Raw genomic sequence first — 21,280 nt, 5'->3', positions numbered from 1 at the left:
ATATAAAAGGACTGAGCTAATCATTTAGCTTAGTCCTTTTTTGGTTTTTTGGCTTATTTTCTAAAATATTAATTAATTCTAATAGAACATTCTCGACATAAGGTTGTCACGTATCTTCATTTAATGCTAAAATTAGAAATAGTATCTACTAACTTAATGACATTTTAGTTTATGACTTTATAATAGAGGAGCGTTACGAATGCTTGGAATGATAAAAAAGGTTTTTGATCTTAATCAGCGACAATTAAATAAAATGCAAAAACAAGTTGATCAAGTTTTATCTTTACAGGATCAGTATACAAAATTATCTGATGATGAACTTAGAGGTAAAACATTTGAATTTAAAGAGCGTATTCAAAAAGGTGAAACTCTTGATGATATTTTAGTTGAAGCGTTTGCCGTTGTTCGTGAAGGTGCTACTCGTGTGCTTGGTATGACTCCATATCCTGTACAGTTATTAGGTGGAATTTCTTTACATGAAGGTAATATTTCAGAAATGAAAACTGGGGAAGGTAAAACTTTAACTTCCACTTTACCTGTTTACCTAAATGCATTAAGTAGCGAAGGTGTTCACGTTGTTACAGTCAATGAATACTTAGCGAGTCGTGATGCTCGTGAAATGGGTCAATTATATGAGTTCTTAGGACTTACTGTTGGTCTAAATTTAAATAGTATGGAACCAGATGAAAAGCGTGAAGCATATGCTTGTGATATTACGTATAGTACAAATAATGAATTAGGATTTGACTATTTACGTGATAACATGGTTGTATACGCTGAACAACGAGTTCAACGTCCACTAAACTATGCTATTATCGATGAGGTTGACTCAATTTTAATTGACGAAGCACGTACTCCATTAATTATTTCAGGACAAGCAAAACAGTCTGCACAATCATATATTGCGGCGAATGCATTTGTTGGAATGCTTAAGCTAGACAAAGATTATACGTACGATGTAAAAACAAAATCAGTTTTATTAACTGAAGATGGTATTTCACGTGCAGAAAAAGCTTTTGGCGTTGAAAACCTATTTGACTTGAAAAATGTTAACTTAAACCATCATATTACTCAGGCATTACGTGCTCACGTGACGATGACTCATGATGTAGATTATGTAGTTCAAGATGGTGAAATTGTAATCGTTGACCAATTTACTGGTCGTTTAATGAAAGGCCGCCGATACAGTGAAGGTCTTCACCAAGCGATCGAAGCTAAAGAAGGATTAAAAATTCAAAACGAAAGTATGACGCTTGCGACAATTACTTTCCAAAACTACTTCCGTATGTACAAAAAACTTTCGGGTATGACAGGTACAGCTAAAACTGAGGAAGAAGAATTCCGTAATATTTACAATATGAATGTTCTAGTTATTCCTACGAACCGACCAATCGCTCGTATGGATAAACCTGATCTAGTATACAAAACAATGAATGGGAAATTTAATGCTGTTGTTGATGAAATCGTTGAGCGTCACAAAGCTGGGCAACCAGTTCTAGTTGGTACAGTAGCGATCGAGACTTCAGAATTAATCTCTCAATTGTTAAAGCGTAAAGGTGTTAAACACGAAGTATTAAATGCGAAAAACCATGAACGTGAGGCTGATATTATCGCATTAGCTGGTCACCGTGGCGCAGTTACTATTGCGACAAACATGGCTGGTCGTGGTACAGATATTAAATTAGCAGAAGGCATTCGTGAGCTTGGTGGTTTAGCTGTTATTGGTACAGAACGTCATGAAAGCCGTCGTATTGATAATCAGTTACGTGGTCGTTCTGGTCGTCAAGGTGACCCTGGTGTGACAACTTTCTATTTATCAATGGAAGATGAATTAATGCGTCGTTTTGGATCAGAAAATTTATCAGTTATGATGGATCGTTTAGGATTAGATGATTCCCAACCTATTGAAAGTAAAATGGTTTCTCGTGCAGTTGAATCTGCACAAAAACGAGTAGAGGGTAATAACTTTGATGCTCGTAAACAATTACTTCAATATGATGATGTATTACGTCAACAACGTGAAGTTATATATGCTCAACGTTCTGAAGTTATTGATTCAGATGATTTACAACCAATCGTTAAGAATATGATTGAAGGTACTATTAACAGAGTAGTTCAAGCTCATACTCCAAACGAGCAGCTTCAAGAAGAGTGGAATTTAGAAGGAATCATTGATTTCTTAGAAGCAAACTTATTAAATGAAGATGAAATCACAGTTGAACAATTACGTGTAATTGAACCGGATGAAATGGTTGAATTAATTCAAAAAACAGTATTTGAGCGTTACGAAGAAAAACAGGTAGCTTTACCAGTTGAACAAATGCGTGAGTTTGAAAAAGTTGTATTATTACGTACTGTTGATAACAAATGGATGGCTCATATCGATTCAATGGATCAACTTCGTGAAGGTATCCATTTACGTGCATATGCACAAATTGATCCACTACGTGAATATCAAATGGAAGGCTTCGCAATGTTTGAAGAGATGATTGCTTCAATTGAAGAAGAAGTATCTCGCATTATTATGAAAGCTGAAATTGAAGCTGATGTTGAGCGTGAAGCTGTACAAGGCGATGCAATTCATGTAAGTAATGATGGTGAAGGTGAAGTAAAGAAAAAACCAATCGTAAAAGGCGATGAAACTGGCCGTAATGAAGATTGTCCTTGTGGATCAGGTAAGAAGTATAAAAACTGCCACGGTAAAGGAATCTAATAAAATAGAAACTAAATGAAAAGGGGCAAGGGCAAGTAGTGATTAGAAAAGAGGAGTAACTTTCAAAGGTTATTCTTACTTTCCTACTTGTCTTTACCTGCTTTTTATTGTTCGTAAAATTTAATCGAGGTGTTATGTAATGGAATTAGTAGAAGTAAAGCAAGAACTAGAAAAGATGGCGAAACGCCTTCAAGCATTTAGGGGGTCTCTTTGACGTCGAAACAAAACAAGCAAGACTAGATGAGCTTGAAGCGTTCATGTCTGAGCCAGATTTTTGGGATGATCAAAAAGCTGCACAAGTAGTAATTAGTGAAGTAAATGGTTTAAAAGAAGTTATTAATGAATTCAATGATTTAAATGATGGTTATGAGAATCTTGAAGTAACTTATGAGTTAGTTAAAGAAGAAAATGACGATGAACTATTTGAAGAATTAGTAACTGAAGTAAAATCTTTAACTGGAAAACTGAATGACTTTGAACTTCAATTATTATTAAGCGAGCCATATGATAAAAATAATGCAATTCTTGAACTTCATCCAGGAGCAGGTGGAACTGAGTCTCAAGACTGGGGTTCAATGTTATTACGTATGTACACTAGATGGGCTGAAAAACGTGGATTTAAAGTCGAAACCTTAGATTATCTACCTGGTGATGAGGCTGGTATTAAGAGCGTAACTTTAGCAATTAAAGGCCATAACGCTTATGGCTATTTAAAAGCAGAAAAAGGCGTTCATCGCTTAGTACGTATATCTCCGTTCGATTCATCAGGTCGTCGTCATACTTCTTTCGTTTCTTGCGAAGTAATGCCTGAGTTCAATGAAGAAATTGAAATCGATATACGTACAGAAGATTTAAAAATTGATACGTATCGTGCGAGTGGAGCAGGTGGTCAGCATATTAATACAACTGACTCAGCAGTACGTATTACGCATGTTCCAACTAACACTGTAGTAACATGTCAAACAGAACGTTCACAAATTAAAAACCGTGAACATGCAATGAAAATGTTAAAAGCAAAATTATATCAACGTAAAATAGAAGAGCAACAAGCTCAACTAGATGAAATCCGTGGAGAACAAAAAGAAATTGGCTGGGGAAGTCAAATTCGTTCATATGTTTTCCACCCATACTCAATGGTTAAAGATCATCGAACAAACACAGAGGTTGGTAATGTACATGCAGTAATGGATGGAGATCTTGATCCATTTATTGATGCTTACTTACGTTCTAAGATTTAATGTTGAAAAATGGGCTGATAAGATTGGAGGAAACTTCTTTCTTACCAGCCCTAATCTTTGGGGACAAAAGAGGTATATTTTATTATTTAGTTAACTGTAAATCCATCTTTTAACCTATAACATCTACTATTAGACTCTGCCAAACCTTGAACTTTGTCTAAACGGACATCTTCTAAGTAAGGAGATGTTATTCTTTTGAGCTTTTTTTCTTTAGGGGATTAATAAGGATTTTACCTTACTAATGTGAAGGAGTTATATCAATCATATTTATTTTTAAGTTGTTTTACAAATGGAAGAAAGTAAATTTTGTTTATATGTAATTAAATCTTATTGTTTTTTTCATAATAAAAAATAGTGAGAGTGTCCGATATAAAGGGTATAAAATAGAAAAGTTATCTGTAAGTGAGAAATGTTGAGGGGGATAAGTTTGAAAAAGGTCAGATATTCTACTGCTCTAACTGTAGGGTGGGGAAAAACGTTTTTTGAGTACTTTTTTGTATTAATTGGTTCAGCAATTATTGCTGTAGCGTTTTGTGTGTTTTTATTACCAAATCATATTGCTTCTGGTGGGGTAAGCGGTATTTCGACGATTCTAAAGAGTACGATGGGATTTAATCCCGCATTTGTACAATGGGCATTTAATATCCCTTTATTTATAGCTGGTGTAATTTTCTTAGGTAGACAATTCGGAGCTAAAACATTAGTTGGAACAATCTTTATTCCACTTGTTGTTTATTTAGTTGATTTATACAATATAAAACCTGCAACTGATAATCCACTTTTAGCCTCAATTTTTGGTGGACTATTTATTGGTTTAGGTCTAGGAATCGTGTTTCGAGGAAAAGCATCTACTGGTGGAACAGATTTAGCAGCCCAAATTGTTCATAAATATACTGGTTTATCACTTGGGGTTTGTGTAGCATTTATTGACGGATTAATTGTTCTTACTTCTGCAATCGTATTTAATCTTGAAAGTGGTATGTATGCACTAATTGCACTTTTTGTTACGAGTAAAACAATCGATTTAGTTCAAATTGGTCTTGCTAGATCAAAAATGGCACTAATTATTACTTCAGAAGTGGAGCCTGTAACAACAGCAATTGTTCACCAATTAGATCGTGGAGTAACAAAGTTAACCGGTGTTGGTGGATATACAAATGAAGACCGTTTAGTATTAATGTGTGTACTTGATCAAACTGAATTTTCTTCTCTACGTGATATCGTTCGATCAGTTGATCGAAATGCTTTCATTACAGTTGTAGATGCAACAGAAGTTCTTGGAGAAGGTTTCACAAATTTGACATAAAAAGGTAAAATAAATATTTTTATTAGTAGTAGACTATAGTTATGGGATTTTAAAGGGGCGATGATTTTTGTGAAAAAGCTACTTCTTGCTTTTATAACTGGTGGTATGCTGTTAACGATTACAGCATGTGGTTCAAATAATAATTCTAGTAAAAATAATGATTCAGGTGAGCCGGTTTCAGTTGCTAATGGGGAAAAGTTATTTAAACAAAGCTGTGCTAGCTGCCATGGTGGAGAACTAGAAGGTATAATTGGACCAAGCTTAAAAAAGGTCGGGGCGAAATATTCTGAAAAAGACATAGAAAATATTATCCATGATGGTAGAGGTTCAATGCCTAGTGGAGTTGTTCAAGGAAATGACGCGAAAAGTGTAGCGAAATGGCTTGCGACTAAAAAATAAAATGTTTTAAATTTTATAGAAAAAAATGAAAGAAACAGACAATTTTCTGTTAATTAGAAAAGGTCTGTTTCTTTTCATTTTAGTTACATTTTTCCATAATTTGTTAAATAAACCTATGAATCGTTCGGAAATAATCTTGACTATTATTAAAATGTAACATAAATTTATCAATTTTGACATTTTTTAAATGGTATAATAGAGGAGCTTAGCTGAAATTATCGAAATATGTAAATAGCAGGCGAAATAATAAGATCAAGTAAAGTTAAGTATAATTTCATCCAGAATGGATCTTAAATAGTTTGATAGAAAAAAACGGAACAAAAAATTAAGGAGAATGTCATGATTGAGTTAAAAGATGTTTATAAGACTTATCCTAATGGTGTTCTTGCGGTAGATGGTATTAATGTAAAAATTCGCCAAGGTGAATTTGTGTATGTCGTGGGACCAAGTGGTGCCGGAAAGTCGACATTCATTAAAATGATGTATCGTGAAGAAAGACCATCAAAGGGTACAATCTTAATTAATGGAATGGATTTAAGTCATATGAAGGATAAAAAAGTTCCTTTATTACGTAGAAATATTGGGGTAGTTTTCCAAGACTATAAATTATTACCGACTTTATCAGTTTATGAAAATATTGCATTTGCACTTGAAGTTATTGAAGAAAATCCGAAAACAATAAAGAAGAGAGTAATGGAAGTACTTGACCTTGTTAAGTTAAAACATAAAGCGCGATTCTTACCAACAGAGCTATCTGGTGGTGAACAGCAACGTGTTTCGATTGCCCGTTCTATTGTAAATAAACCACAAGTAGTGATCGCCGATGAGCCAACGGGTAACCTAGACCCTGAAACTACATGGGAAATTATGGATATTTTTAAAGAAATCAATGAACGTGGAACAACTGTCGTAATGGCAACTCATAATAAAGATATCGTAAATACGATAAAGCGACGTGTAATCGCAATTGAAGCTGGAAAAATTGTACGCGACCAAGCGAGAGGAGTGTACGGTTATGAAAGCTAGAACTGCAAGAAGACATGTTCGTGAGGGTCTACGTAGTTTAAAACGAAATGGTTGGATGACGTTTGCATCAATAAGTGCTGTTGCAGTTACTTTAATGCTTGTTGGCGTATTTTTAACCGTAATTTTGAATGTTAATCACATTGGAACAACTTTAGAAAAAGATGTTGAAGTACGTGTTTTAGTTGATTTAACAGCAAACAAAGAGCAACAAGCTACTTTAAAAGAAGAAATCAAAAAATTAGATCATGTAACTACTGTAAAGTTCTCGTCGAAAGATCAAGAACTAAACAATCTAATCAAAAGTATGGGAGAAGATGGGAAAGCATTCCAACTGTTTGAACAGCAAAATCCATTAAATGATACGTATATTGTTAAAACAGATTCTCCAGAACAAATCGCACCAGTAGCTAAAAAAATTGAAGGCTTAAAATATATTGATGAAGTAATTTATGGTAAAAAACAAGTTCAAAAATTATTTAATGCAGTTTCGGTAGGTCGTAATATCGGTTTAGTACTTATTTTCGGACTATTATTTACTGCGATGTTCTTAATCTCTAATACTATTAAAATAACAATCATGGCAAGACGACGTGAAATTGAGATTATGAGATTGGTAGGGGCAACTAATAACTTTATTCGTTGGCCGTTCTTAATAGAAGGTTTACTGCTAGGTGTGTTAGGATCGGTTATTCCGATTGTTTTACTATTAACTGGCTATAAGGTCATTTATAATATGTTAATGCCAAAATTAGCAGGAACAATGTTTACATTATTACCATTTTCACCGTTTGTGTACCAACTATCTGCAATATTAATAGGTATTGGTGCAGTAATCGGGATGTGGGGTTCTGTCATGTCAATTCGTAAGTTTTTACGTAAATAAGATTAAATTTTTCATTTGTAGTTCTATTGTTTTAATAGTGTAATTCGATTGATAAGCTCTAGTTCCCAATTTAACGTCTGTCTGAGTTGATACAGGTACTAGGGCTTTTCTATATACATATAAGGAGGGATCTTAGATGAGTAAGAGAAAATCATCGAAAGTAATAACGATTATGTTATGCAGTACTTTCATAGTCGGTGCTATCCCATCCGTTTCTTTTGCTGAAAGTAAATACCAATCAGAAATTGACCGCATTAAAAAGAAGCGTAGTGAAGTTAAGGATAAGACGGATGCAACAAACAACAAAATTGCTGATATAAAGCATGACCAGCAAGAAGTAGTTGCGGAGCTTGAAAAACTTGATGCTCGGATGAAACTGACTAAGCAAAAAGTTAGCCAAACTGAAGATGCAGTTAGTGATGGGAAAAAGCAAATTTCAAAACTAAAGGAAGAAATTAAGTTTATTGAAGAACGTATTAAATCTCGTGAAGAATTATTGAAAAACCGTATGCGTTCTCTTCAAAAAGCTGGTGGAATGGTATCATACATTGATGTCATTTTAGGTGCTAATAGTTTCGGAGATTTAATTCAACGAATGAGCGCAGTACAAATTATTATGAAGGCTGACGAGGACATTATTAAGCAGCAAAACTCGGACTTAAAAGAAGTTAGTAATAAAAAAGATGATTTGACTATAAAACAAGCAAAAATCGAAAGAGATTTAGCGAACTTAAAGAGTCTTAATAATCAACTTGCAAGTCAGGTTAGCGAAAAGAACAAATTAATGGCATCATTAAAAGCTAAAGAAAGTGAAGCTCATGAAGATGTTTTAGATTTAAAGGAACAAGATCAATTATTAGCAAGTCAGCAGGCTGCAATGCAAAAAGCACTTGAAATCGCTAAGAAACAAGCAGCTGAAAGAGCTGCGGCAGAAGCTAGACGTAAAGCAGAGGCTAAACGTAAAGCAGAAGCAGCTGCAAAAAGTAAAAAGCCATCTACAAGTACAAGTCATTCAAGTGGATCTGGAAGCTCTAGTAGTTCAGGTAATACTGGTAATTCAGATAGTACCGGTAGTTCTGATAATACACCAACCGTGTCTAGTGGCAACTTTACAAGACCAGCAAACGGTTATATCTCTTCAGGATTTGGACAACGTTCATTTGAGGGTGGAGAGTTCCATGAAGGTGTTGATATTGCTTCAGCAGGAAGTGTACCAGTTGTAGCAGCAGGCGATGGGGTTGTAATTCGTGCTTATGTTTCATCTTCTTATGGAAATTGTGTATTTATTACGCATAATATTGATGGACAAGTATGGACAACCGTATATGCACACTTGGCTAGTTTTAATGTATCAACTGGACAAACTGTTTCAAAAGGTATGAAAATTGGTTATATGGGAAATTCAGGTCATTCTACTGGACAACATTTACACTTTGAATTACACAAAGGTGAATGGAATTATGCTAAATCAAATGCAGTAGATCCTATGAAATATATTAATTTTTAATTTACTAAAAACCTATCCTAAAACACAAGGATAGGTTTTTTTCTTTTTTGCTATTTTTGGTTTATTAAACAATCGCAAATAAAACAGTGGAACCGCAATTAAAAATGACACATCGCAAATAAAACAGTGGAATCGGAATTAAAAATGACTCATCGCAAATAAAACAGTGGAACCGCAATTAAAATTGATACATCGCAAATAAAACAGTGGAATCGCAATTAAAAATGGATCATCGCAAATAAAAAAGTGGAATCACAATTAAAAAAGCACTATAGCAATTAAAAATACCGAAATCGCTAATAAAGCACATTAAAGCATACATATGAACTGGGATCATCATAAAAACACATAAAATAATTCGATTCTGGCTGGCACCTAAAAAAATAAATTAATTTTGACGATAAATTAACAAAAAATTACAAGCAATCATACTGAAATTCTAGCAAGTCAAACCTACATAATTAAGAGACGATTCAATTCAATTCAATTATTCTCTAGATTATAATAATTATAATTTGATATTGATTTTCATTATGAGTTAGATTATTATAGAATTATTACTAGATTATAATTATTGTAATTAAGGAGAAATGATATGATAAATAACCGACTAACAACAAATCAAGGTGTGCCAATTGGAGATAATCAAAATTCACTTACAGCGGGACGTAGAGGTCCAACTTTATTAGAGGATTATCAATTAATTGAAAAACTAGCTCATTTTGATCGTGAAAGAGTACCTGAGCGTGTTGTGCATGCACGTGGAGCTGGCGCACATGGTGTTTTCATAACTAAAAATAGTATGAAAAAATATACGAAAGCCAAGTTTTTACAAGATGCAGGAACAGAAACACCAGTATTTGCTCGTTTCTCAACAGTTATTCATGGATTACATTCTCCTGAAACATTACGTGATCCTCGTGGATTTGCTGTGAAATTCTATACTGAAGATGGTAACTATGATTTTGTTGGTAATAATCTTCCTATATTCTTTATTCGTGATGCAATGAAATTCCCCGATATGGTTCATTCATTAAAGCCGGATCCTAGGACTAATCTACAAACACCTAACAGATATTGGGATTTTATGTCTCTAACACCTGAGTCAACAAATATGTTATTACATGTATTTTCTGATGAAGGTATTCCAGCGAACTATCGTCAAATGAGAGGTTCAAGTGTTCACGCATATAAATGGGTAAATGAATATGGAAATACTGTTTATATAAAACTTCGTTGGGTACCAAAGCAAGGAATTGAAAATCTTTCAATGGAAGAAGCTAGTGAAGTTCAGGGTAAAGATTTTAACCATGCAAGCCGTGATTTATACAATTCAATTGAAAATGGAGATTTCCCAGAATGGGACTTATATGTACAAGTATTAAATTCTGCAGATATGGAAGATTTCGATTTTGATCCATTAGACCCTACAAAAGATTGGTTTGAAGATGTGATTCCTCGACAATTTGTTGGAACGATGGTCCTTAATCGAAACCCTGAAAATGTATTTGCAGAAACTGAATCAGTTGGATTTAACCCAGGAGTGTTAGTTCCTGGTATCTTGCCATCTGAGGATAAGTTACTACAAGGAAGATTATTCTCTTATTCAGATACCCAAAGATATCGTATTGGGGCAAATTATTTACAACTTCCAATTAACTGTCCTTTTGCGAAAGTAGCGAATGGCCAACGTGATGGTCATATGCCTTTTAGTCAGCAAACACATCAAATTAACTATGAGCCAAATAGCTACTCGGATACGCCAAAAGAGGATGCTGATTATGTTGAAGTAGTTCAGCCATTAAGTGGTGTTTCTGAGCGCAAAAAAATAGAAAAAACAAATGACTTCGACCAAGCAGGAGAAGTATGGAATAGATTTAGTAAAGCGGAGCAGGATGCCGTTATTAAAAATATTAGTGCTGATCTAGCAGATGTAGATGAAAAAATTAAGCTTCGTGCTGTTTGTAACTTCTATCGTGCAGATTCAAAATTAGGTGAGAGACTTGCGGATAAGTTAGGTATTAATCTAACGCCGTACTTGCAACATCTACCAAAATAAATTAAACTCTTCTAATAAAAATTTATTAAATCGTGTTCTACTTGCAAACATAAGTGATACAGGCTTATCATATAATAGAACAGAAATGGCATCGCACGTCTGTGTGATGCTTTTTCAGGTACATACACTATTTAATAGATTGGTACGTTCTTAAGGAACGAAAAATAGGAGGTTCAGTATGAATCGTAAAACAACGGCTTTACTTGCAACAGCAACATTTGTTGTTGGTATGGGGGTAGGTACATTTGCATTTAATGATGGTACAAGTACAATCGTTTCAAAATTCTCTGAGAGTAAAGAAGTAAAAGCTTCAGAAGATGAAAACATTGCTAAAATACAAAAAGCTTACGAAATTATTGCAAATCAATATGTGAAAAAGATTGATCCTGATAAATTAACTGAAGGTGCAATCCAAGGGATGGTAACAACTTTAGATGATCCGTTTTCTACCTATATGGATGGAAAGACGGCAAAACAATTCCATGAATCATTAGGTTCATCTTTCCAAGGAATAGGAGCGGAAGTTTCTAAAGATGGTGAAAAACTAATTATTGTATCTCCAATTAAGAACTCTCCTGCGGAAAAGGCTGGTCTGAAACCAAAGGATGAAATTTTATCAGTTGATGGTAAGAGTGTAAAAGGTTTATCTCAATATGATGCAGTGTTAAAAATCCGTGGTAAAAAAGGAACAAATGTTACGATTGAAGTACAACGACCAGGAGTTCCGGAGCCAATTAAATTTACAATTAAACGTGACGATATTCCAATGTATACAGTATTTAGTTCAGTGAAAGACGTAAATAACGAAAAAATTGGTTATATTCATATTACCTCGTTTAATGAAAAAACAGCAGATGAGTTCAAGAAAGAATTGAAAAAGCTAGAGGATCAAAATATCCAAGGATTAACAATTGACGTTCGAGGAAATCCTGGAGGGTACTTACAAGCTGTAGAAGGCGTTTTAGAAGAATTAGTTGTAAAAAGTGAGCCTTACTTACAGGTTGAAAATAGAAATGGCCAACGAGAAAAGTATTATACTAAATTAAATAAAGCGAAACCATATCCAATTGATGTATTAATTGATAAAGGTAGTGCATCTGCGGCTGAAATTTTAGCAGCTGCATTAAGTGAAGCAGGACATTATGAATTAATTGGGGAAAAATCTTATGGTAAAGGTACTGTACAATCTACATTAGATTTTAAAGATGGTAGCAATATTAAGTTAACACAATTTAAATGGTTAACTCCAGATGGTACTTGGATTCACAAAAAAGGTATTAAACCTGATGTTGCTGTGAAACAACCTGATTATTTCTACGCTACACCAATTGATAAAAAGAAAACATTTAAATTCGATGACAATGATGAAAATATTAAACAAGCACAAATCATGTTAAAAGGTTTAGGTTACGACCCAGGCCGTAAAGATGGTTATTTCAGCAAGCAAACAGAGACAGCAGTTAAGAATTATCAAAAAGATGTTGGGATTACTGTTAACGGTAAAATTGATCCTCTAACTTCAGAAAAACTTGAATCATCATTAATTGATAAAATTAAAGATGAAAAGAATGATCTTCAGTTAGAGAAAGCTTTAGATATGGTAGCTCAATAATAATACACAGAGAGGACAATTTTGAATTGTCCTCTTTGTATAGACAAAGTCTTAAGATTTGGTGGGCATCTAAGAGAAGGGAATTTATCATTATCCGACAGAAGACTCCTTCCTCAATTACGTGATAACACCATTAATAGGTGGGAGATGAAAGACGGTTGGCGTTAACCAAAATGCTTTCCTCTTATGCTACTATTCTGTACAATAGATAATGTAAATACCGTAGAAAAAGAATGAATTCAAGTGTAGTGCTTGTTGCGTAAATAGAACTCGTCTGGTGGTTGTCATTCGCCTATACCATTCAAGAGTCACAAATAGAACAACTGTAATACCCCTCAGTAGAAAACAGGCTGAGTACGTTTCACCTAGCGTTAGGTGAAACCAAACCGTAGGAACTTCGGGGTTAGCTTGGTAAATAAAAGTAACCTCTGCTGGTAAAGAATCACTAGTAAGTATGCTTTGTTCCCAAGAATCTCGAATCTCCCATTTCAAACAACCTGTAAGGGTGTCAAGTGGTGAGTAGTTCAATTCGTCCTCATTTGACATAATTCCCGGGAAATAGATTTGAAATTACAATCCATGCAGGAGTTTTAGTTTAGTATGTCGAAAGTACACTTTATGGAGAAGTGTGCTTTTTTTATTGTTTTGTAGCATATTCTCTTTGAAAAAACATTAATAAACCGATAACATAAGTATATCAATCTATTATATAAAAAAGGTGGTGAATGTTATGTGGTCAAATTTATTATCTGAACTATTAGTTGGATTAGGTAAACTATTTTTAAATCCATTTACTTATATATTTTTCATCGCATCAATTTTCTGTGGCAATTTACGCGTAAAACGAGAACGTAAGCATTTTTCGGTTCGAAATTTTAATGTAACGTTCGAGTGGAAAACTTCACTATGGTATGGATTACTGATTGGATTAATTCTTTCAGTTATAACCTTGGTAGCTGGAATTAGCATTCCGATTGAAATGGTTTATTTATTAAGTGTATTAACGATTATTTGTGCACTAATTTTACAATTCAGATGGATGTCTCCTGCTTATCTTTTTGGACTAGCATTAGTAGCTCTGCCATTACTAAATAGAGGGCAAGATTCACTACCTTTGTTGAAAAAATTTATACCTAATGATCTGAATGCGATGCTTCCTGCTATAACGATTCTATTGGCTTTACTTTTATTAGCTGAAGGAATTTTAGTTCAACGTAATGCTGCAAATCATACAACTCCTTTATTTATTGAGAGTAAACGTGGAAAAAGAGTAGGTGCACATGAGGCAAATAGATTATGGATGGTGCCATTATTTTTACTAATACCAAGTGGTTCAATCGTTAGTGACTATTCATGGTGGCCTACACTTGCTTTAGGTGATAGTGGGTATTCGATTCTTTGTGTACCATTTGGAATTGGATTTTACCAGTTAATTCAAGGAATGCTACCAAAGGAATCAATTAAGCTTGTCGGTAAACAAATAGTAGCTTTAGCAATTATAGTTTGTGCAGGTGGAATATTAAGTTATTTTATTGGTTTTGTAGCATTTATAGCTGTAGCAATCGCAGTAGTGGGACGAGAAGCTATCAACTATATTCATAAAAATAGAGATATTAATACACCATCATACTTTACAGTTAAATCAACTGGCCTAATTGTTTTAGGGATTTTACCAAACTCTGTAGCGGATAAAATGAACATTAAAGTAGGCGAAAGTATTACGAAAGTAAATGGACAAAATGTCTCTACTGTTAATGAGTTTTATGAGGCTCTACAAATTAATCGTGCGTACTGTAAATTAGAAGTAGTTGATTTGAATTCTGAAATCCGTATAACTCAATCTTCAGTTTATGAAGGTGAACACCATGAGTTAGGATTTTTATTCCCAGAAGAAGAATCTAAATATAGTGGACAGGTCGGATAAGAGTAGTAGGTTGGAAGATTTAATTTCTACAATAAAATCAAAAGGAACATATTCATAACTTGAATATGTTCCTTTTTTTATATCAGTTTATGAGTCTAATGTAGGGGTGTTTTATAGGTACTATGTCATGTTTGTGAGTATGTTTTGAGACCTATTGCTCAGGTAGATTAAATCTATCATTCTATTATAAGTAGAGTTTATAGAAAATTTAGCTCTTTTAAATTTTATCACATTAGTAAGCGACAAATACGAATATTCATTTCATTGTATGGGTACTGTAAGCGTTTTATCATTTGTATATAAGCTTCACAGGGGAGGTAAGATTTTGAATACAGATAAAAACAATAATATAAAAGTAAAAATACAACGCTTTGGTAGCTTTCTAAGTGGTATGGTAATGCCAAACATTGGTACCTTTATTGCATGGGGATTAATAATGGCACTGTTTATACCTACTGGTTGGATCCCTAATGCAAAGTTGGCGGTATTAGTAAGTCCAATGATTACTTATTTATTACCATTGTTAATTGGTTTTACTGGCGGAAGAATGGTCCATAATATTCGAGGCGGAGTTGTTGGGGCAATTGCAACAATGGGGGTAATTGTTGGTGCAGAGATGCCAATGTTCTTAGGCGCTATGCCTTATTTAGGATCTCGCGACTGGACAAAAGTGGGAGCAACATTAAAAGTTACAAATGGTGCTTATAATTTAGACGCTACTAATTTGATTAGTAGAGGTAAATTTAATCTTGAACCACTTGGGTTAAGCAGAGATGCATATACATTTGAAATAAATGTACCAGGACATTTTATTACAAAGAAAATACAGAAATTCGGTTTTGAATACAAAGGCGTATTATACGGAAAATCGGAATCAACAAACATTAACTTAGTTAGTGGAGATGTTAATCAAGACAACGTAATCGATGTTCAAGATGCACTTTACATTCAAACATATTGGGGCACAAACAAACGAAGCGCTGATATTAATTTTGATGGAACTGTAGACGCAAAAGATTTCGCATTCGTAGAAAAAAATTATTTACAACAAAATCCAACAGTACAAAATGCACCAACTCCGAAAAAGATATATAAAAATCAAACGTTAGAAACAATTAAAAGTGAATTAGGCTTATAATCCCAAATCCCAAAGAAGCTACTATTAAATATTACTTAATAGTGGTTTCTTTTTTCGTGGAGAATAAACTAAAACCTTTTATTGAGCAAAAAAAAGACTAATTCAATTCAATTGAATCAGTCTTTTTTAAATTTACCATTCATTTGGCTCATAATTTAATTCTCTAAACAGTTGAATTTTTTCTTTCTTAGATAAGTCTCTCCATTGACCCATTGGTAGATTACCTAAATGAATATTCATAATTCGAGTTCTTTGCAATCGGTATACTTCATATCCAAGTGCTTCACACATACGACGAATTTGACGATTTAAACCTTGTGTTAAGATAATCTGGAAATCATACTTCGAAAGCTGTTTAACTTCACATGGTAATGTTTTCGTACCTAATATTTTTACCCCTTCAGACATTCTAGTTAAAAAGTCAGGAGTTATTGGTTTATCTACAGATACAATATATTCTTTTTCATGCCTATTTTCAGCTCGTAAAATTTCATTTACAATATCGCCATCATTTGTAAGGAGAATCAAACCTTCAGAATCCTTATCAAGTCTTCCAATATTAAAAATACGTAATGGGTGGTTTACAAGATCAACAATATTCCCTTTAACACCTTTTTCAGTAGTACTCGTTATACCAACTGGCTTGTTCAAGGCTATATAAACATGATTTCGGGCTAATCTAATATGTTCACCATTTACAATTACTTCATCACCAGGTTCAACTTGATCGCCGACTTTTGCTACTCTACCATTTAATTTTACTCGTCCTTCATTAATTAACTTATCTGCACCACGTCTCGAAGCCTTTCCAGACTCACTAATAAATTTATTTAAACGAATGTTAAACAACCCCTTAAATTCTAAATTATACTTTCAGAATAACATAGATAGCTTTTTATTGAGAATACCATTCGACTTTTCCTAAAAAGTACTTTTAAAATATTGATGTTTGATACTATTTTATCCACATTCATTATATTATTTTCTAAATTATATAACAAAAATGTTTTTTATTGACAGACTGTAAGGCAGATCGTATGATAGAAAAAATATATTAATATTTTCTCATATAAACTTGAAAATAAGGTTCAAGAGTTTCTACCTAGCGCCCGTAAACTGCTAGACTATGAGGAAGAGCTCTGGATTTTTGTTTTCTTTACAATGTAAAACTGCCTGCTTTTTCTCATGAAAAGCGGGCAGTTTTTTTATTTTAATATAATAAAGGAGTCATCATATGTTTCAACTTAAAGAACGAAATACTTCAGTTAAAATAGAAGTATTAGCTGGTTTAACTACATTTTTAACTTTGGCGTACATCATTATTGTCAATCCTATGATTTTAAAGGACGCAGGTGTACCGTTTAACCAAGCATTTTTAGCTACTATTCTAGCAACCATTATTGGTACTTTAACGATGTCGTTAATAGCTAATTATCCAATCGTTATAGCACCTGCTATGGGGTTAAATGCCTATTTTACTTATTCTGTAATTGGAGGACATAATCTCCCATATTCAGTAGGTTTTTCTGCTGTTTTTATTACTGGAATTTTATTTTTACTACTTTCTTTAACTTCTTTCCGAACAAAATTAATTCAGGCAATTCCTGCCAACTTAAAGCATGCAATTGCTGCTGGAATTGGTTTATTTATTACCTTTATTGGTTTGCGTTTATCAGGTATTGTCGCAGATCATCCTACTAATCTAGTTCAAATTGGTGATTTTAGTTCCCCTAAAGTTGCACTTACATTGATCGGTTTACTAATAACAATTGTATTTATGGCACTTAACTTAAATGGTGCATTATTTCTAGGGATGATGACAACAGGTCTAATTGCATATTTTACAGGTCAGTTAAATTTTGCAAATGGATTTGTTGCTATGCCGCATTTACCAAAAGGAATATTAGTATACAACCCAATTGATTCAGTGAAAGACATTATTGAATACGGACTTTATAGTGTCATTTTCTCATTCTTACTTGTCATGTTATTTGATACTACAGGAGCTTTACTAGCAATCGTTAAACAAGCAGGTCTTATCAAAAATGGTAAGTTAGAAAAGGGAGGAAGTGCGTTCTCTGCTGATTCAATTGGAACAATTGTTGGTGCAATGTTAGGAACAAGTCCGACTGCAGCAACTGTAGAATCCTCTGCTGGTGTTGGTGCTGGTGGAAAAACTGGTTTAACGTCATTAACTGTTGTGGTTCTATTTGTAATCGCAGCATTTTTTAGCCCAATGATTGGTTCTGTATCAGAAGTTGCCGCAATTACAGCACCTAGCTTAATTATTGTTGGCTGTTTTATGATTAAGAGTATTTCGGAGATTAAATGGGATGATTTTGAAGAAGCATTCCCGGCATTTTTAGTCATCGTTAGTATGCCATTAACATCAAGCATTGCAAACGGTATTGCTTTAGGCTTTATTTCTTATCCGATCATGAAAATCGTTAAACGTAAATTTAAAGACGTACACCCATTTGTTTATATATTTGCAGTATTATTCTTAGTTCAATTAGTATTTTTTGCACATAAATAATAGAGAACAGAAAAAGCAGGTAAAAGATAATGAAGTCTTTTACCTGCTTTTTATTAACCTTAAATCATACTTATAGATCAACTTGCTTTATATTTTTCTTCACTTCTAATAGTCGATTTTAGTCTCCAATAAACTGGTAAACCAACAATTGCAATACCAATTGATACAAGTGCATCTATTGGTGCATTTATAATCGTACTACCGATGATGTAAAGTGTACCTAATATTGCCACAATCGGAGTGATAGGGTATAAAGGTACTTTATATAATTTATTTCCACCTTTATCTTTTTTACGTAATATAAAGATCGCATTAAATGCTAGTCCATAAAATAAGAAAACTGCAAATATAGCCATATCAGAAAGTCGATCCGGGTTCCAGAATATCATCATTGCTAAGGATAAAATAATTTGAAAAACTGTTGAGCCTACTGGCGTATTAAATTTAGGGTGAATACTAGATAATACCTTTGAACCAGGTAGGAAGTTTCGTTCTGCCATTGCAAATGTAACCCTTGGGAAAGTAAGAATTTTGCCGTTTAAACAGCCAAAAATAGAAACTAAAATTCCGATGGCAAGAATTTTTCCGCCAATACTACCAAATAGTGAAGAAGCTGCCGCAGTAGCTGCATTAGGGCCTAATTCAACAATTTTACTTGCAGATAAAACATGTAGCATTGCGATATTAACAGAAAGATAAGCTAAAATAACAATAACAATACCAGAAATAATTGCTCTAGGAAGAGTCTTTGAAGGATTCTTCATTTCTCCTGCCATAAAACCTACATTCATCCAACCGTCATATGCCCATAAAGTCGCTAATACTGCTGCGCCCATATTAAGTGCTTGAGTAGAACTACCACTCTCTGCATTAAAAACTGAAACGTCCCCTTGAAGAATACCAAAAACAGCAATTAAAATAATAGGAACTAGTTTACCTGCAGTAGAGATTGTTTGAATAAATCCACCAAGTTGAGTGCCTAGTAGGTTTAAACCACCAAGTAATATAATCGTGATAATACCAATAACTTTGCTACTTCCCTGAAAACCGAAAAAATCTGCCAACAAAGAGCCAAAGTAAAGACTAAGCGCACCCATAACAGCTGGTCCATAGACGAGGGTTTGTACCCAGCCGCATAAAAATCCCCACTTCTCACCATATACCTCTTCTATGTAAGCATATAATCCACCAGTTCTCGGGATTTTTACACTTACTTCAGCAATCGTTAATCCACTTGCTAGTGTAATAACGCCACCGATAATCCACGCTAAAAGAGCCATAGTGGAGTTAGCAGTTGAAGACAATACGATCCCAGGTTTCATAAAGATACCAGAACCTATTACTGTTCCGATTACTAAAGACGTTGATACGAAAAAGCCAATATTTTTCTTTAAATTTACTTCTTTTTCCACGTTATACGCTCCTTCCAGGACTATATTTATAAAATTAGAAAGATTATAGCATATTAATTTTCTAATCTATTATTTTCTGAAAAGTTAAATTTATGTTTTATGTATTTGTGATGTAGTGGATAAGACCTATTAATTTTGATAAATCTTTCATAATATTTATTCGTTTTGACTAGATAACTTATTGATAAAAGGTTATTAGTCGTAAATGTAGAACACTATAATATAGGTATTTCAGACTGATTTTTTATGGAATGCTATCTATCTATTCTGGAGTTGAAGACGTGGAAGTTTCTTTTGAACGTGTGGTAGATAACATATACGCTTTAGCGATATGGGATACCGAATGGAAGTCATATAATAATTGCTACTTTATAATTCAAGATAATGGAGTTACTCTCATTGATTCAGGAAAAGGGATCCACTCTAAGTATCTTAGGAAAGCTCTAGTTGAATTGGGGAAAACACCAGAAGACGTCCATCTCTTTTTAGCTACACATGGACATAAAGATCATATTGAAGGCTCTAGTATTTTTAAAAATGATAATGATTTGATTGTTTCACATGAATTAACTCAGTTTAGTAATGTCCTTAAAGATTTTGAAGTAATAAAGGAGTTTGAATTTGATTTAGTTGGATACCATACTCCAGGTTCGGTCGTATTTTTACCATCGCCCATCAAAAGTAGTTTTTACAGGTGATTTCTTATGTTGATCCTTTATCAAAAGATGGACTAGTCTCTAAAGGAGATGATCTTAGAAATGAGTGGGTTAAGTATTTGAGAGATGGTGGAGTCTCAACAGAACACTTAGATCATTTTCTAGGTGGACTAAAAAAAATAAATCAGTTTGATAGTAGTGTATTGTGTACCGGACATGGTGGTGTCCTAGTAGGAAATATTAAAGAGTTTATAAATGAACTAATTGATGTCGGAGTTCAATATCGTAAAGGAGTATCAGATTATTGATCGATTAAATCAGTCTTTTTTATAGGAAGCAGTGTATAGAAAGAGCTTAATTTTGCACTTTAGAAAGGTTAGATTGGAATATTCTTACCAATAATGAACTATATAGACTGTAAAAGGGTATCTTTCAAATACTTAAAATTACTTTAATGGGAGTGCAGTGTAATGAGGTTAAAAACATTAATAGGGCTATTACTAGGTTCATTGACAACATTCTTCATTTTAAGTCTCTTAAGTAATAAACTTACCAATAAAGAGTACTGGTTTTATGCATCAATCTATCTTGTCTTTATGGTTTTAGCATACTTGGCAATTAATTTAATACGAAAAGTTAAGTCCTCAAAGAAGACTGATTCATTTTGAATCAGTCTTTTCAGTGTGTTGAAATAAAACATAGTCAATATTGAAAAACGGAAGTCTAAGTAGTAATTAAGAAAACATATGGAAATAACTTACACATAACTGGTTCAAGAGTAAGTAAAATAGCAAAAATTTGATAGTAACTAACTCATAACAGGTTCATGAGTTAGTAAATCAGCAAAAATTTGAAAGTAACTTACTCATAG

At 33.5% G+C, this 21,280-nt stretch carries 18 protein-coding genes, 1 pseudogene and 1 riboswitch; of the genes and pseudogenes, 16 read left to right on the top strand and 3 right to left on the bottom strand.

Annotated elements, in window-relative coordinates:
• Nucleotides 1-199: 199 nt before the first annotated feature.
• The 9 genes from secA (at nucleotide 200) to CN514_RS08505 (ending at nucleotide 12,743) form a co-directional block, all read left to right on the top strand.
• Nucleotides 200-2,713: a preprotein translocase subunit SecA gene (secA, locus tag CN514_RS08545; protein WP_098232231.1), complete on the top strand. Its 2,514-nt coding sequence runs from the start codon at nucleotides 200-202 to the stop codon at nucleotides 2,711-2,713.
• Between the two features lie 139 nt (nucleotides 2,714-2,852).
• A protein-coding gene (prfB, locus tag CN514_RS08540; RefSeq protein WP_248267333.1) for a peptide chain release factor 2 occupies nucleotides 2,853-3,951 on the top strand; the annotation gives its coding sequence in 2 pieces (ribosomal slippage) (nucleotides 2,853-2,915 and nucleotides 2,917-3,951; 1,098 coding nt in all).
• Nucleotides 3,952-4,378: 427 nt separating this feature from the next.
• A complete protein-coding gene (locus tag CN514_RS08535; protein ID WP_286141606.1) occupies nucleotides 4,379-5,257 on the top strand; it encodes a YitT family protein in 879 nt (292 codons plus the stop codon).
• Nucleotides 5,258-5,326: 69 nt separating this feature from the next.
• On the top strand, nucleotides 5,327-5,656 hold the full coding sequence (gene cccB / locus CN514_RS08530) for a cytochrome c551 (RefSeq protein WP_483295006.1): 330 nt from the start codon (nucleotides 5,327-5,329) through the stop codon (nucleotides 5,654-5,656).
• A gap of 339 nt (nucleotides 5,657-5,995) precedes the next feature.
• Nucleotides 5,996-6,682 carry a cell division ATP-binding protein FtsE gene (gene ftsE / locus CN514_RS08525; RefSeq protein ID WP_097975037.1) on the top strand — a complete coding sequence of 229 codons (687 nt, stop codon included), beginning with the start codon at nucleotides 5,996-5,998 and terminating at the stop codon, nucleotides 6,680-6,682.
• A complete protein-coding gene (gene ftsX, locus CN514_RS08520; RefSeq protein ID WP_098232229.1) occupies nucleotides 6,672-7,565 on the top strand; it encodes a permease-like cell division protein FtsX in 894 nt (297 codons plus the stop codon). The genes ftsE and ftsX overlap by 11 nt, the downstream gene beginning before the upstream one ends.
• A 136-nt stretch (nucleotides 7,566-7,701) precedes the next feature.
• A complete protein-coding gene (locus CN514_RS08515) occupies nucleotides 7,702-9,072 on the top strand; it encodes a murein hydrolase activator EnvC family protein (RefSeq protein ID WP_098232228.1) in 1,371 nt (456 codons plus the stop codon).
• Nucleotides 9,073-9,667: 595 nt separating this feature from the next.
• A complete protein-coding gene (locus tag CN514_RS08510) occupies nucleotides 9,668-11,131 on the top strand; it encodes a catalase (RefSeq protein ID WP_098232227.1) in 1,464 nt (487 codons plus the stop codon).
• Between the two features lie 178 nt (nucleotides 11,132-11,309).
• On the top strand, nucleotides 11,310-12,743 hold the full coding sequence (locus CN514_RS08505; RefSeq protein WP_098232226.1) for a S41 family peptidase: 1,434 nt from the start codon (nucleotides 11,310-11,312) through the stop codon (nucleotides 12,741-12,743).
• A 192-nt stretch (nucleotides 12,744-12,935) separates the two neighbouring features.
• Here CN514_RS08505 and CN514_RS08500 read toward each other — a convergent pair whose 3' ends face one another.
• Complete coding sequence (locus CN514_RS08500; RefSeq protein ID WP_098232225.1) at nucleotides 12,936-13,271, bottom strand: hypothetical protein; 336 nt, start codon at nucleotides 13,269-13,271, stop codon at nucleotides 12,936-12,938.
• 202 nt (nucleotides 13,272-13,473) lie between these two features.
• Here CN514_RS08500 and CN514_RS08495 point away from each other — a divergent pair, with 202 nt between their 5' ends.
• The 3 genes and pseudogenes from CN514_RS08495 to CN514_RS26415 all read left to right on the top strand — a co-directional run bounded on the left by CN514_RS08495 (nucleotide 13,474) and on the right by CN514_RS26415 (nucleotide 15,805).
• Nucleotides 13,474-14,667, top strand: coding sequence for a PDZ domain-containing protein (locus CN514_RS08495; RefSeq protein ID WP_098232224.1), 1,194 nt, complete (start codon nucleotides 13,474-13,476; stop codon nucleotides 14,665-14,667).
• A gap of 391 nt (nucleotides 14,668-15,058) precedes the next feature.
• Nucleotides 15,059-15,307, top strand: a pseudogene (locus CN514_RS26420) (PTS mannitol transporter subunit IIBC); the annotation flags it as partial.
• The gene (locus CN514_RS26415) at nucleotides 15,284-15,805 is read left to right on the top strand and encodes a dockerin type I domain-containing protein (RefSeq protein ID WP_353652061.1); all 522 of its coding nucleotides are present in this window, start codon (nucleotides 15,284-15,286) and stop codon (nucleotides 15,803-15,805) included. The pseudogene CN514_RS26420 and the gene CN514_RS26415, both read left to right, overlap by 24 nt.
• A 132-nt stretch (nucleotides 15,806-15,937) precedes the next feature.
• Here the strand turns inward: CN514_RS26415 and rluF are convergent, their stop codons facing one another.
• Nucleotides 15,938-16,654 (bottom strand): 23S rRNA pseudouridine(2604) synthase RluF, encoded by a 717-nt coding sequence (gene rluF, locus CN514_RS08485; RefSeq protein ID WP_176525839.1) that lies wholly within the window; start codon nucleotides 16,652-16,654, stop codon nucleotides 15,938-15,940.
• Nucleotides 16,655-16,850: 196 nt separating this feature from the next.
• A riboswitch (purine riboswitch) is annotated at nucleotides 16,851-16,952 on the top strand.
• 87 nt (nucleotides 16,953-17,039) lie between these two features.
• Between rluF and CN514_RS08480 the strand changes: the two genes are divergently transcribed.
• Nucleotides 17,040-18,341, top strand: coding sequence for an NCS2 family permease (locus CN514_RS08480; RefSeq protein WP_098232223.1), 1,302 nt, complete (start codon nucleotides 17,040-17,042; stop codon nucleotides 18,339-18,341).
• 77 nt (nucleotides 18,342-18,418) lie between these two features.
• Here CN514_RS08480 and CN514_RS08475 read toward each other — a convergent pair whose 3' ends face one another.
• Nucleotides 18,419-19,753: an APC family permease gene (locus CN514_RS08475; RefSeq protein ID WP_098232222.1), complete on the bottom strand. Its 1,335-nt coding sequence runs from the start codon at nucleotides 19,751-19,753 to the stop codon at nucleotides 18,419-18,421.
• A 281-nt stretch (nucleotides 19,754-20,034) separates the two neighbouring features.
• On the opposite strand from CN514_RS08475, the gene CN514_RS08470 reads away from it, so the two are divergent.
• From CN514_RS08470 to CN514_RS25275, 3 genes are all read left to right on the top strand, one after another.
• Nucleotides 20,035-20,451, top strand: coding sequence for an MBL fold metallo-hydrolase (locus CN514_RS08470; RefSeq protein WP_176525838.1), 417 nt, complete (start codon nucleotides 20,035-20,037; stop codon nucleotides 20,449-20,451).
• The gene (locus tag CN514_RS08465; RefSeq protein ID WP_098232220.1) at nucleotides 20,448-20,717 is read left to right on the top strand and encodes a hypothetical protein; all 270 of its coding nucleotides are present in this window, start codon (nucleotides 20,448-20,450) and stop codon (nucleotides 20,715-20,717) included. Before CN514_RS08470 ends, CN514_RS08465 begins: the two co-directional genes overlap by 4 nt.
• A 162-nt stretch (nucleotides 20,718-20,879) precedes the next feature.
• Nucleotides 20,880-21,077, top strand: a complete 198-nt coding sequence (locus tag CN514_RS25275; RefSeq protein ID WP_141529334.1) for a hypothetical protein — start codon at nucleotides 20,880-20,882, stop codon at nucleotides 21,075-21,077.
• The last annotated feature ends 203 nt before the right edge of the window (nucleotides 21,078-21,280 follow it).

Source organism: Bacillus sp. AFS001701, from assembly GCF_002559405.1.
Taxonomy (GTDB): domain Bacteria; phylum Bacillota; class Bacilli; order Bacillales; family Bacillaceae_G; genus Gottfriedia.
Note: the sequence above shows the minus strand (reverse complement) of the source record. Positions and strands in the feature narration are given on the sequence as shown.